The sequence below is a fragment of the Actinorugispora endophytica genome, assembly GCF_004363075.1.
GTDB classification, from domain to species: domain Bacteria; phylum Actinomycetota; class Actinomycetes; order Streptosporangiales; family Streptosporangiaceae; genus Actinorugispora; species Actinorugispora endophytica.
The window spans coordinates 1-12,915 of record NZ_SNYN01000018.1 but is presented as its reverse complement, the minus strand read 5'-3'; the positions used below and the strand labels follow the sequence as shown (position 1 = coordinate 12,915).

The window sequence follows — 12,915 nt, the reverse complement described above, 5'->3', positions numbered from 1 at the left end:
AATCAGAGTCGGGAGATAACGTCAAGGACAAGGTTCTGTTTCGCATAAGGATTCTGATAGCTTAGCGATGTCGACCGAGACCGACGGGGGATGCGGATGGACCTGGGAGAGCGAACCGGCCACACCGCCGAAGCACGCGGCGAAACACCGAACCGGCCAACAGGACAGGCCCTGAGCTGCGACGAAGCCGCCCTCACCAGTCACCGGCGGTTCGCTCGGAACCACCGCGCAACAGACGCTACGCCTGGACCGGTCTCGGGTGGTATGGCACTACAAGGGCCCCCGACTGTTGCTTTGGAGACATCAGACCACCTCTTCGGTTGAACCGTCCGACCGTCCGTAGCCCCGCCTCGGTTAGCGTTCTGGCGCAGCGATCCCCCGGCGAGCGCGGTCCCGGACAGTACCGCGAACGCGCGTCCGACCCCTTGCCCCGGTGTCGCCTCGAAAGATCTCCGCATCCGACGACCGACCCCGTCGACACCGACGGGCGAGAGGTGTGTGTCATGACCGATCCGGTAATGATCGTGGGCGCCGGCCCCGTGGGCATGGTGCTGGCGTGCGAGCTCCTCCAGCAGGGCGTCCCCGTCCGGCTGATCGACGCCGCCCGAGGGCACTCCGCGCACTCCAGGGCGACCGTCATGTGGCCGCGGCTGCTGGAACTGCTGAACCGAACCGGCCTGAGCGACCGCCTGGTGCAGAGCGGGCACCGCCTGGACGGCGTCGCGTACTTCTCCAGCGGGCGCCCGCTCGGCACGGCCTGGATGAACCGGCTCACCGACACCCCGTACCCGTTCGCGGTGGGGATCCCGCAGAGCACCACCGAGGAGATCATCGAGGAGCGCCTCGCCGAGCTCGGCGGGAAGATCGAGCACGGGACCCGGCTGGTCGCCCTCTCCGGCGAGGAGGGGCCGCGCCCCGCCGTCGTCCTGGAGCACTCCGACGGCGCCACCGAGGAGGTCGCCCCCCCGTGGCTGGTCGGCGCCGACGGCGCGCACAGCACGCTGCGCAAGCTGCTGGGCATCTCCTTCGAGGGCGAGCAGTTCGACGTGAGCTTCGCCATCACCGACGCCGAGGTGAGCGGCCCGGTCCCGATGAACGTGGTGAGCTACTGCTACACCGAGAACGGGAGCCTGGCCCTGGGCCCGCTGGGCTCGAACGTGTGCCGGGTCGCGGTGAGCGTGCCGCACCCCGAGGACGACACCCCGCCCTCGCGCGAGTTCTTCCAGTCGATCGTGGACGAGCGCGCCCCCGGGCGCAACGTCCTGGGCGAGCTGCGCTTCAGCACCACGTTCCGGGTGCACGCCAGGATCGCCGAGCGGTTCCGGGACGGCCGCTTCCTGCTGGCCGGGGACTCCGCCCACATCATGAGCCCGGCCGGCGCGCAGGGCATGAACACCGGCCTGCAGGACGCCGTCAACCTCGGCTGGCGGCTCGGCGGCGTCCTACGGGGAGCGCTCCCAGAGGACGTTCTGACCGGTTACGACCGGGAGCGGCGGGGCGCCGCGCACACGGTCGCCCGGTCCACGGCGCGCCAGACCCGGTGGGGGATGTTCCGCAGGCCCGCCCAGATCGCGGTGCGCGACGCGGTCTTCCGCACCGCGACGGCCACCGGGCTGGTGCAGCGGACCATCGCCCCCCTCATCGCGCAGACCGACGTGCGCTACCCGCCCGCGGACGCCGCGCCCGCCGCCCGCGGGCGGCGCCCGCTCCCCGGCGTCCGGCTCCCCGTCCTGCCCACCGCCCTCCCGCCCGCCGGGCGCGCGGCCGGCCCCGACGGCCGCGCGTGGGCGCGGGTGGCGGCGGACGCCCTGACCGTGCTGCTGTGGCCCGGACAGCGGCCCCGACCCGGGTGGGCCGGGACCGTGTCGGCGGTGCGCGCCGCGGCGTCGGACGCCGCCGTGGTCGAGGTTCCCGCCGGGGACGGCCCGTTCGCCGCGGTCCTGGGCGGCGCCCCGGCCGTCGCGGTGGTGCGGCACGACGGCCACCTGCTGGCCTCGCTCGCCCCCGAGCGCTCCGCGGACCTGCCCGGCGTGCTGGCGGCGCTGCGCCTGCGTCCCGAGCCCCTCACCGACCCCCTGACCCCGGCCGCCGCGACCGCGGCCCGGACCGCCTGACCGAGACAGAGAGCGAGACGCATGATGCGGACACGGACCTTCACCCCGGCCGGCCGGGAGGTGGGCGCTGTCGGCCTGGGATGCATGGGCATGAGCTGGGCCTACACCGAGTCCCAGCGCGACGACGACCGCTCCGTGGAGCTGATCCGCACCGCCCTGGACCTGGGCGCGGATTTCCTGGACACCGCCGACGTGTACGGCGACGGCCACAACGAGGCGCTCGTGGGCCGCGCCGTCGCGGGGCGGCGCGAGGAGGTGTTCCTGGCGACCAAGGCCGGCCTGGTGGTCGAGGACCTGGCCACCAAGTCCATGCGCCGCGACGCCTCCCCCGCCAGGCTGCGCCGGGCCGTGGAGGCGAGCCTGCGCAGGCTCGGGACGGACGTCATCGACCTGTACTACCTGCACCGCGTCGATCCCGCCGTCCCGTTGGAGGAGACCTGGGGCGCGATGGCCGAGCTGGTCCGGGAGGGCAAGGTGCGCCACCTGGGCCTGTCGGAGGTGTCGGTGGGCGAGGCCCGGCGGGCGCACGCGCTGCATCCGGTGGCCGCCGTCCAGTCCGAGCTCTCGCTGTGGACCCGGACCGCTCTGGGCCGGACCGCCGAGACCGCCGACGCGCGCTTCGGGACCCCCGGCACGGCCGGCGGGGGCCTGGAGGGCCCCGGCGGCGACGTCGTGGCCTGGTGCGCGGCCAACGGCGCGGCCTTCGTGCCGTTCGCCCCGCTGGGGCGCGGCTTCCTGACCGGGGCGGTGACCGCGGAGACCTCCTTCGAGGAGGGGGACTTCCGGGCCGCCAACCCGCGCTTCGCCGCCGGGGCCCGGACGTCGAACCTGCGGATCGTCGAGGTCCTGCGCTCGGTCGCCGAGCGGCACGGCGCCACCCCGGCGCAGGCGGCCCTGGCCTGGGTGCTGGCCCAGGGCGACCACGTCATCCCGATTCCGGGGACGAAGCGGCTCGAATACCTGAAGGAAAATGTGGCGTCGGCCACATTCGACCTCACCGAAAAGGACATCGCACAATTGGACGGCGCCCCGGACCCGATCGGAGGCCGTTACTGAACTTAACGAAATAACCACCGGATCAGCCCGAGGGTTGAATTGTCCCGAGGGCTGGTTCACCAGGTCCCCATATGGATCAGCGAATGTAACCGGAGGTTAATTTCCTCCGCCGACAAAGTTGACGCCGACACATTCCCCCGAAGTGTCCCGGTTTACTGATATTGTCCTTGCCGTGACATGAAATAGGAGGAAGAGACTCAGCCAGGGTCTTTTCTCGTCCGATGTTCAGATCGCGATACGGAGGCCCTCATGGGGGAATCGAACCTTGGAATACCGATATTGGGCGAGCGACTGGAGGAATCCGTCACCGCCCTTCTCGACCGCTACCTGTCAGCCCTCTGGGAGGACTCCAACCCCCTGGGCATGGTTCCCGAGCGGTGGCTGGCCGCGCGCGACCACGCCCGGCTGATCCTCCTGGACTGCGCCCGCGCGCTTCGCTCGGACGGCGCCCCTGCGCCCGCCCCGCAGCTCGGCCCCGCCCTCTCCCCCGCTCCTCGGCACCTCCCCCGGACCCGGCTGGTGGACGTCCTGCGCGCCATGTCGACGCTGACCGACCTGACCCTCGAACGGCTCGCCGAACTCGTCGCGTCCCTGCCCGCCGAGGAGCGCCACCCGGCGCTCGCCCGGGCCGCGGCCGAGCTCAACCGCGCGACCGCGCTGCGCGTCCAGGCCGCGGCCGCGGCCCACGAGGACCAGCTGCTGCGCCAGGTCGAGCAGGCCAACACCGACCACCGCAGCCGGCTCGCCGGGGAGATCCACGACCGCATCGGCAGCAGCCTGGCGCTGGCCTTCTGCCACCTGGCGCTGTACCGCGCGGAGACCGCGGCCGGCCGCGGCGCCGACGACCGCATCACCGCGCTGGAGCAGTCGCTGCACGAGGTCGTCCGGTTCACCCAGCGCGTCGTCTCGGGGCTCTCCCCCGACGAGCTGATCGAAGGGCTGGACGCCTCGCTCCGGCACGACGCCTCGATCCTCAACCTGCGCGGGGTTCCCCTGCGCATCGAGGTCTCCGGGGACGAGGGGCGGCTGCCCGCCCGCCACCGCGAGGAGCTGTTCCTGGTCCTCCGGGAGTTCCTGCGCAACTCCTTCGCCCACGCGTCGCCCTCGTCCGTCGGCGTGGCGGTCCGGATCCTGCCCGGCCGCGTCGACGCGGACGCCGAGGACGACGGCCTCGGCTTCGACCTGCTGCACGCGGCGTCCGCCTCGCACGGCGGCCTGCGCACGATGCGCCGGCGCGTGACCGAGCTCGGCGGCGCCTACCTGCTGACGAGCAACCCGGGCGAGGGGACGCGGATGCGGCTGTCCGTTCCGCTGCCCCTCCCGTCCCGGCCCCCGGCGGCGGCGCCCCCACCCGTCCCCGCCGAGTACGCGGGCAACCGTTGACCACCCCACCGGAATCCCCTGACCAGGCAGGAGAACATGTCCAGCATCCGTATTCTGCTCGCCGACGACCACACACTGCTGCGCAACGCCCTCACCGAACTACTGCACATGGAGAACGACTTCGAGGTGGTCGCCGTGGCCGGGGACGTGTCCGAGGCCCTCCGGCTGGCCGCGCTGCACCAGCCGGACGTCGCTCTGCTGGACATCCAGATGCCCGGGAACGAGCAGCCCGCGGCCACCCTGCACCGGTTCCGCCAGTCCGCCCCGCGCATGCAGGTGCTGGTGCTGACCATGTACGACGACGCGCGGCTGGCCCAGGAGCTGCTGCCGCTGGGCATCCGCGGCTACCTGCACAAGTCGGTGACCGGCGGGGCGCTGGCCGCGGCGGTGCGCTCGGCGTCCACCCCCAACGGCACCGTCACCCTGTCGATGTCGCCGGCCATCCTGTCCGCCCCCTCGCCCAGGGGCCCGCTGTCGCCGCGCGAGGAGCAGGTGCTCCAGCTCGCCGCCCGGGGGCTGAGCAACCACCAGATCGCCCGGCGGCTGGAGATCACCGAGGGGACGGTGAAGCGGCACATGAGCAACATCTTCGACAAGCTCGGCGCCCAGTCCCGGGTGGAGGCCGCCAACATCGCCGTCTCCCGGGGCCTGATCGCCTCGCCGGTGGCCCCCTCCCAGCCGCGGCACACCGCGGCGCGGGGGCCGGTCATGTCCGGCTGACCAGGGCAGCGGCGACGGGAACGGACCCGCTCCCGCAGCACCCTCCGCCGGGGCCGCGCACCCGGCGGGGCGCGCGTCACCCCAGTGTCCCCGCCACGGCGCGCAGGGCCGCGAAGCCGTCCCACACCTGCCGGTAGGCGATGTGGACGGGACAGGGGGCCGCCAGCAGCCCGTCGGCCTCGAACCGGGCGAACAGCGGCGCGTGGCCGGCGCCGAGCCGCCGGAGCATCCACGCCGACTCGCTGTGGCGCAGGACGAGCGCCGTGGAGGTCTCGCCCCCCGGGAACGCGGCCTCCCCGCACACCTTCACCCCCGCCGGCACCAGCCACCCGACCGCCAGCGACCGCTGGACCGCCAGCACCCGCCGCGCCTTCGTGCGGACCAGGTCGAACGGGGCGCGGGTGGGGCACGGCGCGGCCGGCCCCGCGTCCGGCCCGCCGCGCAGGCACTCCCCGCACACGTGCGCCGAGACGACGTCCCACTGGTCCAGGACCTCCATGTCCTGGCGGGACAGGGGCGGATGGGGCACCGCCCCGGCCGCCTCCAGGGGACGGCACACGCGGTCGACCCCCACCGCGGTCACCGCGCCCCCTCCGGGACGTCCTGGTGTTCGGGTCGGGGAGGGATCGGGGACCCACACGCCCGGGACGGCTTACGCATGTCGTTCCTTCCTGCAGAACTGGTGGTGTGCGGACGGCGCGCCGGGACGTGTCCGGCGGTCCGGTCCGGACGGCTCGCGGCCGCCCGGGGCGGGGCCCGCGAACCGGTCCTCGCGGGCGGGCGGCGGGCCCGCCGCCCGCCCGCGAGGCCCCCGCGCGCCGACGCGTGTCGGCCTCCCCTCCCTTCAGGGAGGGGAGGAGGTCAAAGGCCCATCCCGATGCCGCCGCCCACCGGGAGGACGGCGCCGGTGACGTATCCGGCGGACTCGCTCGCCAGGAACCGCACGGCCGCGGCCACCTCCTCCGGGGTGCCGGTCCGGCCCAGCGGGGTCATCCTCATCAGGTCCGCCATCCGCCGGTCGGACAGCGCGCTGGTCATGTCGGTGTCGATGATGCCCGGCGCCACCAGGTTCACCGTCACCCCGCGCGACCCCAGCTCCCAGGCCAGGGAGCGGGCCATGCCGAGCAGCGCGGTCTTGGCCGCCGCGTAGTTGGTCTGCCCGGGCGACCCCAGGAAGCCCAGCGCCGAGGAGAGCAGCACGATCCGGCCCCGGCGGGCGGGCAGCATCGCGCCCGCGGCGGCGCGCACGGTGCGGAACGCCCCCATGAGGTTGGTCTCCAGCACCTCCTCGAAGGCCTCGTCGCCCATCCGCAGCATCAGGGTGTCGCGGGTGATCCCCGCGTTGGCGACGAGCACCTCGACCGGCCCCTGCTCCTTGGCGACCAGCTCGAACGCCTCGGTCACCGAGGCCTGGTCCGTCACGTCGCAGCGCACCCCGAAGAACCCCTCGGGCGGCTCCCCCGAGCGGTGGCCGACGGCGACCCGGTCGCCGTCGGCCGCCATGGCCCTGGCGACCGCCAGGCCGATTCCCCGGTTGGCTCCGGTGACGAACACTGAACGGGACATCTGCTTCTCCTTGGGGTGGTCGTGCGCCGCCGCGGGCCGTCGGGCCCGGACGGGGGTTCGGTGACCGCGGCGCCGGCGGCGCCGCGAGCGGGAGTGCCCGCCGGACCGGGGCGGGCCTAGGCGAGCGGGGCCTGGACCACCAGGCAGGACCAGGTGAACCCGGCCCCGGCGCTGAAGACGAGGGCGAACTCGCCCGGGGCGAGGGTCCCCCCGTCCACCAGCGCGGCCAGGCCCGCGGCGGCGTCGCCCGCTCCCAGGTGGCCGGTCTCCCGGCCCAGGTCCACGGGTTCGGCGTCGAGGAGCCCGGTGAGCAGCGGAAGCCAGGACTCGCGCAGGACCTTGGCCCCGAACCGGGGCAGCACCGCGCACCGGATCCGCTTGTCCAGGCGGTCCAGGCCGGCGTCGCGCAGCGCGTCCGCGACCACCGCGCGCACGGCCCGCCCGTTGGCCTCGTCGAAGGCGGTGCGCCCGTGCTCGCGCAGGTAGGCGCGCTTGGTGGCGCGCATGTCGATCCGGTCCCGGTGGGTGCGGGCCGCGTCCGAGAACGGGTCCGCGCCCCGGTGCATCGCCTCCAGTTCCGGCGCGGCGACCGTGGCGACCGCGCGCAGCAGCAGCGCGTCGTCCGCGCCCCCCGGCGAGCGCAGCAGCACCGCCGTCCCCGCGTCCCCGTAGGCGACCCCGTAGTCGGCGGTCCAGCGGTCGAAGCCGGGAGGCACGAAGCGGTCCGCGGTGGTGACGAGCGCGTACCCCGGCCCGGGGTCGGCCAGCAGGCGCGCGGCCGCGAGTTCGACGGCGGCGGCGCCTCCGTTGCACACCTGCCGGACCCCCACGGGCAGGGCGCGGTCCGCGCCGAGCACGCGGGCGATGTAGTGCGGCGGGGACCACAGGTCGTGCCCCTGGTAGTACATCCAGGCGTGGTGGAGCAGGCCGATCCGCTCCCCCGCGACCCCGGCCGCGTCCAGTGCCGCGCGCGCCGCGCGCACCGCCATGTCCGGCGCCGACACCCCGCGCGCCTCGGGCAGGCGGGGATGCGCCAGGTCCCGGAGCGCGGCGGTCCGCGCCCGGTCGCCCCCGGCCGCGGCCTCCACGGTCGAACGGCCCTCGGGGAGCCACAGCGCTGCCGTCACAACGCCGACTGGGCGGTCGAGTCTCACAACTGGGCCTCCTTGTGCGCGATGAGTCGCCGAACCGGCCGCGGGGTCCTCGGCCCCGGACCGGAGTGTTCCGGCGGGGCTCCGCAAAAGGCCCGGTCGAGACCTCCGAAAAGATTATGGAAGACAGGAGCCACCACTTTTAATTCCACTTCGGATGCAACCCGATGTGACTTTGGAGAACCTTGCGACGGCACCCCCCGAGCGCATTTGATTACCAGAGCGGCGCCCCGGGCGAAGGACTTCCGGGAAGGGCCGCGCGAACCAGTCGAGCGGACTCCAGTGAGGAAACAGAAATGAGCGGGAACACCATTTCCGAGGACCTGCGCCAGAAGGTGCACGCCATCATCGCCGACGTTCTCGAGGTGGACGCCGGCGAACTGGTCGAGACCAGCAGCTTCTCCGAGGACTTCGGGGCGGACTCGCTGATGAGCATCGAGATCTTCTCCCGCTTCGAGCGCGACCTGGGGATCACGGTCCCGCAGGAGGAGCTCGTGGACCTGGACGACCTGCCCACCGTCTACGAGCTGGTCGGCAGGCACGCCCCGCAGGAGGCCGCGAGTGTCTGAGTCCCGGCCGCGCCGCGTCGCGGTCACCGGCCTCGGCGCGGTGAGCAGCCTGGGCCTGGGCGCCCGGGCCGTCACCGAGTCGATCCGCCGGGGCCGCAGCGGCATCGGGCCCATCGAGCAGTTCGACTCCGCGGGGTTCGAGCGGGTCCTCGCCGGAGAGGTCCGCGACTTCCGTCCCGGGGACCACCTCGACCGCATCGATCCGGACCAGTGGGGTCGCAGCGGCCAGTTCGCCGCCGCGGCCGCCCGCATGGCCGTCGGCGACGCCGGCCTCGACCCGGAGGAGCTGTCCCGCTCCCGGGCGGGCAGCAGCTTCGGCACCACCAACGGGGAGTCGGGGGTGCTGGGGGAGCTCTCCTCCGAATGGGTCCGGGGCGGCCTGTCCTCGCTCTCCCCCGAACTGGTCGGCCGGGCCGACGCCGGGCGGATCGGCGCGGCGGTCAACGCCGAACTGGGCCTCACCGGTGAGGCCCAGACCGTCGGCACCGCCTGCGCGGCGAGCAACTACGCCATCGGCTACGGGTACGACCTCGTGCGCAACGGCGAGGCCGACTTCATGGTCTGCGGCGGGGCCGACGCCTCCAACCGCGCCACCCACGCCGGGTTCCACCGGCTCGGCGCGCTGGCCAAGGACGTCTCCCGGCCCTTCGACGCCCACCGCGACGGAATCGTGACCGCCGAGGGCGGCGTGGCCCTGATCCTGGAGCCGCTGGAGTCGGCGCGCGAGCGCGGCGCCCGCGTCTACGCGGAGCTGCTCGGCTACGGCATGACGTGCGACGCGCGGCACATGACGAACCCCGACGCGGCGTCGATCGCCGAGTGCATCCGCGGCGCGCACCGCGACGCGGGCGTCAAGGCCGAGGACGTCGACTACGTCTGCGCGCACGGGACCGGGACCCCGGCGAACGACCGCACCGAGGTCGCGGCGATGCGCGAGGTCTTCGGCGACCGCCTGCCGCCGGTCAGCTCCATCAAGTCGATGCTGGGGCACACCATGGGCGCGGCCGCGGGGTTCGGCGCGCTCGTCTGCTGCATGGCCGTGCACACGGGGTTCCTGCCGCCCAGCGCCACCGTGCGCGAGGTCGACCCCGCGCTCGGCCCCGGCCTGGACTGCGTCCCCGGGACCGCCCGGGAGGCGCGGCCCCGCGTGGTGCAGAACCACGGGTTCGCGTTCGGCGGCAACAACGCCATCACGGTCTTCGGAGAGGTGGCGCAGTGAGCGGCACAGTGCTGGACATCGTCGGCTGCGGTGTGCTCAGCGCCGCGGGCAGCGGCCTGGACGCGCTGGCCGAGGCCCTGGAGGGGCGCCGCGCCCCGGAGCCGGACCCCGCGGACGCCCCCGGCGGCGAGGAGTTCCCGCCGCTGCGGGTGCGCGCCGTGACCGGCTTCCGGCCCGCCGAGCGGCTGGGCGGCAAGGGGCTGAGCCGGCTCACCCGGACCGACCAGATGGGGATGGTCGCGTGCGGCCAGGCCCTGGAGCAGCTGGACGGCCTGGACGACGACGCGCGGCGGCGCACCGGGGTCGTCCTGGGCACCGGCGCGGGCAGCGTCCGCCGCCTGGGCGAGTTCACCCGGGACACCTTCGTGCAGGAGCGCCCGTACATGGTGAACCCGTCGCACTTCCCGGGCACCCTGATGAACTCCTGCGCCGGGCAGACCGCCATCAGGTACGGGCTCACCGGGGTCAACTCGACGCTGTCGGGCGGCCCCACGGCGGGGCTCTCGGCGCTGCGCTTCGCGCGGAACGCCCTGGCCAACCACCGCGCGGACCGGCTGCTGGCGGGCAGCGTGGAGGAGCTGAGCGCGCAGTCCGCGTGGGCGTGGCACCGCACCGGCGCCCTGGGACGCGACGTCGCCGTCGGCGAGGGCTGCGCGGTCTTCGTGCTGGAGCGCGGCTCCGACGGGTCCGCCGGCTCCTCAGGGACGCGGCCCCTGGCCCGGCTGCTCTCCTGCGAGGCCGGGTACGCCGACCCGGGTGCGGGCGCGGCGGCCCTGGGCCGCCGCCTGGCCGACTGCGTCCGGGACGCGCTGGAGAGCGCCTCGGTGACCGCGGAGGACGTGGCGGTCGTCGCGCCGGGCGCCGCGGGGCGCTTCGGCTGGGCCGCCGTCGAGGAGCGCGCGCTGCGCTCGGCGCTCGGCACACCCGGGCCGCGCCGCCTGCCGGTGCACCGGGTCCTGGGCGAGACGCACAGCGCGGGCGCCTCGCTCCAGCTGGCCTCCGTCCTGGCCCACTGGCGCTCCGCCGACACCGCCGAGCGCGTCGGCCTGGTCACCTCCCTGGGCCCGGACGGCCAGGTCGGCTGCGCGGTCGTCGAACGCGCCGGGACGGCGGCCGGCTAGCCCCGGCCGGAGACGTTCGCCGGACCCGCCGGGTGGACGCAGGAGGCCCCCGGAAGACCCGCCGCGCCCCACCGTCCGGGGCGCGGCGAGACCCCACGACCCCTTTCTGGAGACATCCCATGGACACCCTCACCACCCCGTCCGCCACGGCCGTCGCCGAGGCGGCCGCGCTGGCCTACGACCAGACCGTCCCCCGGGGCATGGTCCACCGCTGGGCGCTGTCGGAGGTCTTCCTGACCGACTCCCACGGCGTCGACGAGACGCGCTTCGCGTCCGCCGCGCAGCTTCCGCAGAGCCACGCCTATTACGGTGACCACCCGGACCCGCGCTGGTACGACACCCTGCTGGTGCTGGAGAGCTGCCGCCAGGCCGTGACGCACGCCGCGCACGCCTACCAGGGCGCGCCCGCGTCCACCACCTTCATGGTGACGTCCTGGTGGCTGGAGCTGACCGACCCCGACGCGCTGGCCCGCGGCGAGCGCCCCGGGCAGCTGCGCATCGACGGCGACGTCACCCGGCGCCAGGCGCGCGGCGGCAGGCTGCGCCGGGTCGCCTTCACGATGGACCTGACACTGGACGGCTCCCCGCTGGGGCGCCTCGGGATGGACGTCAGCTGCACCCCCACCGACCAGTACCACCGGCTGCGCGCGATGCAGCGGGGCGGCGCGGTGCCCACCGCGTTCACCCTCGGCGCCGAGCCGGCGGGCGAACCACTGGACGCCGCACTGGCCGGGCGCCGCGACCCGGTCAACGTCGTCCTGGACGGCGTGCGGCGCGCCGGGGATGGTCTGGAGGCGGAGCTGAGCCCGCGCAGCTTCCGCAACCGCAGCATGTATGACCACCCCTACGACCACGTGCCCGCGATGGTGTTCAGCGAGGCGGCCCGCCAGTCCGCGCTGCTGCTCGCGGGGCCCGGGTCCGCGCCGAAGCGCGCCGTCAGCCTGCGCGGGGACTTCCGCAAGTTCGCCGAGCTGGACCAGCCCGTCCACCTGACCACCCGGCCGGTGGACGGGGCCGACTCGCCCACCTGGCGCACGGCCGCCGTCCAGCAGGACGCCGTGGTCGCCGAGGTGACCGTGAGCCTCGGCTGACCCCGCCCCCTTCCACCGCACCCGTCCACCGACCCCCTGGAGACCCCGTGCCCACCGCCCCGGATTCCCCGTCGGCCGTCGCGTTCTTCGACGTCGACGAGACCCTCGTCACCATCAAGAGCATGTTCGACTTCTACGACTACTTCCTGGAGGCCATCGGCCACACCCCGGCCGAGCAGCAGCGGCTGCGCGACGACGCGCGCTCGCTGCTGCGCCCCGGCATGCCGCGCAAGGAGGGCAACCGGCTCTTCTACCGCAGGTTCGCCGGGTACTCCGAGGCGGACGTGGCCGCGCACGGGCGGGCCTGGTTCGAGCGCCACCTGGCGGGGGGCCGCCTGTTCAACCAGGACGTCCTGGCGGCCCTGCGCCGGCACACCGAGGAGGGGATGACCACCGTCCTGGTCTCGGGCTCCTTCCGGGCCTGCCTCGACCCGATCGCCGCGTACTCCGGCGCCAACGTCGTGCTGTGCACCGGGCTGGAGACGCGCGACGGCGTGTACACGGGCGAGGTGGTGCGGAGCATGATCGGCGACGCCAAGGCCGACGCCGCCCGGTGGGTGATGCGCGAGCGCGGCGTGTCCTACACGGACTGCTACAGCTACGGCGACCACACCTCGGACCTGGAGATGCTGCGCCTCGTGGGCAACCCCGTCGTGGTCGGCGACAACCCCGAGCTGGTGGCCGAGGCCGTCCAGAAGGGCTGGCGCCGCCTGGCGGGCACCCTCGTCGCCTGACGCCCCGCCCACCCGAACCGCCCGGCTCCCGGGGGCGGGCCCGTCCGCGGCGCCCCGCCCCCGTAACCGAAGAGACGAAGGAGAGGCGCGCCGCCGCCGTGCGTAAAGTTCTCATCGCCAACCGGGGCGAGATCGCGGTGCGAATCGCCCGCGCCTGCCGCGACGCCGGCCTGACCAGCGTCGCCGTCTAC

13 protein-coding genes are annotated in these 12,915 nt (G+C 74.5%); 10 read left to right on the top strand and 3 right to left on the bottom strand.

Annotation, left to right across the window (positions count from 1 at the left end; all coding sequences use genetic code 11):
- Nucleotides 1-503 precede the first annotated feature (503 nt).
- The 4 genes from EV190_RS17485 to EV190_RS17470 all read left to right on the top strand — a co-directional run bounded on the left by EV190_RS17485 (nucleotide 504) and on the right by EV190_RS17470 (nucleotide 5,273).
- Entirely contained in the window at nucleotides 504-2,114 is a 1,611-nt protein-coding gene (locus EV190_RS17485) for an FAD-dependent monooxygenase (RefSeq protein ID WP_133742661.1), read from the top strand.
- A 24-nt stretch (nucleotides 2,115-2,138) separates the two neighbouring features.
- Nucleotides 2,139-3,170 (top strand): aldo/keto reductase, encoded by a 1,032-nt coding sequence (locus EV190_RS17480; RefSeq protein ID WP_133742734.1) that lies wholly within the window; start codon nucleotides 2,139-2,141, stop codon nucleotides 3,168-3,170.
- 279 nt (nucleotides 3,171-3,449) lie between these two features.
- Nucleotides 3,450-4,553, top strand: a complete 1,104-nt coding sequence (locus tag EV190_RS17475; RefSeq protein ID WP_133742660.1) for a sensor histidine kinase — start codon at nucleotides 3,450-3,452, stop codon at nucleotides 4,551-4,553.
- A gap of 36 nt (nucleotides 4,554-4,589) precedes the next feature.
- On the top strand, nucleotides 4,590-5,273 hold the full coding sequence (locus EV190_RS17470; protein ID WP_133742659.1) for a response regulator: 684 nt from the start codon (nucleotides 4,590-4,592) through the stop codon (nucleotides 5,271-5,273).
- 76 nt (nucleotides 5,274-5,349) lie between these two features.
- On the opposite strand, the gene EV190_RS23500 is transcribed toward EV190_RS17470, so the two are convergent.
- The 3 genes from EV190_RS23500 to EV190_RS17455 form a co-directional block, all read right to left on the bottom strand.
- Nucleotides 5,350-5,856, bottom strand: coding sequence for a hypothetical protein (locus EV190_RS23500; protein WP_166655497.1), 507 nt, complete (start codon nucleotides 5,854-5,856; stop codon nucleotides 5,350-5,352).
- Nucleotides 5,857-6,134: 278 nt separating this feature from the next.
- On the bottom strand, nucleotides 6,135-6,839 hold the full coding sequence (fabG, locus tag EV190_RS17460; RefSeq protein WP_133742658.1) for a 3-oxoacyl-ACP reductase FabG: 705 nt from the start codon (nucleotides 6,837-6,839) through the stop codon (nucleotides 6,135-6,137).
- Nucleotides 6,840-6,955: 116 nt separating this feature from the next.
- On the bottom strand, nucleotides 6,956-7,993 hold the full coding sequence (locus EV190_RS17455; RefSeq protein WP_133742657.1) for a 3-oxoacyl-[acyl-carrier-protein] synthase III C-terminal domain-containing protein: 1,038 nt from the start codon (nucleotides 7,991-7,993) through the stop codon (nucleotides 6,956-6,958).
- 293 nt (nucleotides 7,994-8,286) lie between these two features.
- On the opposite strand from EV190_RS17455, the gene EV190_RS17450 reads away from it, so the two are divergent.
- The 6 genes from EV190_RS17450 to EV190_RS24355 all read left to right on the top strand — a co-directional run.
- Nucleotides 8,287-8,559, top strand: a complete 273-nt coding sequence (locus tag EV190_RS17450) for an acyl carrier protein (RefSeq protein ID WP_133742656.1) — start codon at nucleotides 8,287-8,289, stop codon at nucleotides 8,557-8,559.
- Nucleotides 8,552-9,778, top strand: a complete 1,227-nt coding sequence (locus tag EV190_RS17445; protein WP_133742655.1) for a beta-ketoacyl-[acyl-carrier-protein] synthase family protein — start codon at nucleotides 8,552-8,554, stop codon at nucleotides 9,776-9,778. Before EV190_RS17450 ends, EV190_RS17445 begins: the two co-directional genes overlap by 8 nt.
- Nucleotides 9,775-10,899, top strand: coding sequence for a beta-ketoacyl synthase N-terminal-like domain-containing protein (locus EV190_RS17440; protein WP_166655496.1), 1,125 nt, complete (start codon nucleotides 9,775-9,777; stop codon nucleotides 10,897-10,899). The genes EV190_RS17445 and EV190_RS17440 overlap by 4 nt, the downstream gene beginning before the upstream one ends.
- Before the next feature lie 119 nt (nucleotides 10,900-11,018).
- Nucleotides 11,019-11,990, top strand: coding sequence for a ScbA/BarX family gamma-butyrolactone biosynthesis protein (locus EV190_RS17435; RefSeq protein WP_133742653.1), 972 nt, complete (start codon nucleotides 11,019-11,021; stop codon nucleotides 11,988-11,990).
- A 47-nt stretch (nucleotides 11,991-12,037) separates the two neighbouring features.
- Nucleotides 12,038-12,724 carry an HAD-IB family hydrolase gene (locus tag EV190_RS17430; RefSeq protein ID WP_243742637.1) on the top strand — a complete coding sequence of 229 codons (687 nt, stop codon included), beginning with the start codon at nucleotides 12,038-12,040 and terminating at the stop codon, nucleotides 12,722-12,724.
- Nucleotides 12,725-12,822: 98 nt separating this feature from the next.
- On the top strand, nucleotides 12,823-12,915 hold a 93-nt coding region (locus EV190_RS24355; RefSeq protein ID WP_133742652.1), incomplete at its 3' end, for a biotin carboxylase N-terminal domain-containing protein.

Bases quoted from the DNA above. Each gene is read 5' to 3' on its own strand.
- EV190_RS17485 (WP_133742661.1), top strand. From the start codon at position 504: ATGACCGATCCGGTAATGATCGTGGGCGCCGGCCCCGTGGGCATGGTG.
- EV190_RS17480 (WP_133742734.1), top strand. From the start codon at position 2,139: ATGCGGACACGGACCTTCACCCCGGCCGGCCGGGAGGTGGGCGCTGTC.
- EV190_RS17435 (WP_133742653.1), top strand. From the start codon at position 11,019: ATGGACACCCTCACCACCCCGTCCGCCACGGCCGTCGCCGAGGCGGCC.
- EV190_RS17450 (WP_133742656.1), top strand. From the start codon at position 8,287: ATGAGCGGGAACACCATTTCCGAGGACCTGCGCCAGAAGGTGCACGCC.
- fabG (WP_133742658.1), bottom strand. From the start codon at position 6,839: ATGTCCCGTTCAGTGTTCGTCACCGGAGCCAACCGGGGAATCGGCCTG.
- EV190_RS17470 (WP_133742659.1), top strand. From the start codon at position 4,590: ATGTCCAGCATCCGTATTCTGCTCGCCGACGACCACACACTGCTGCGC.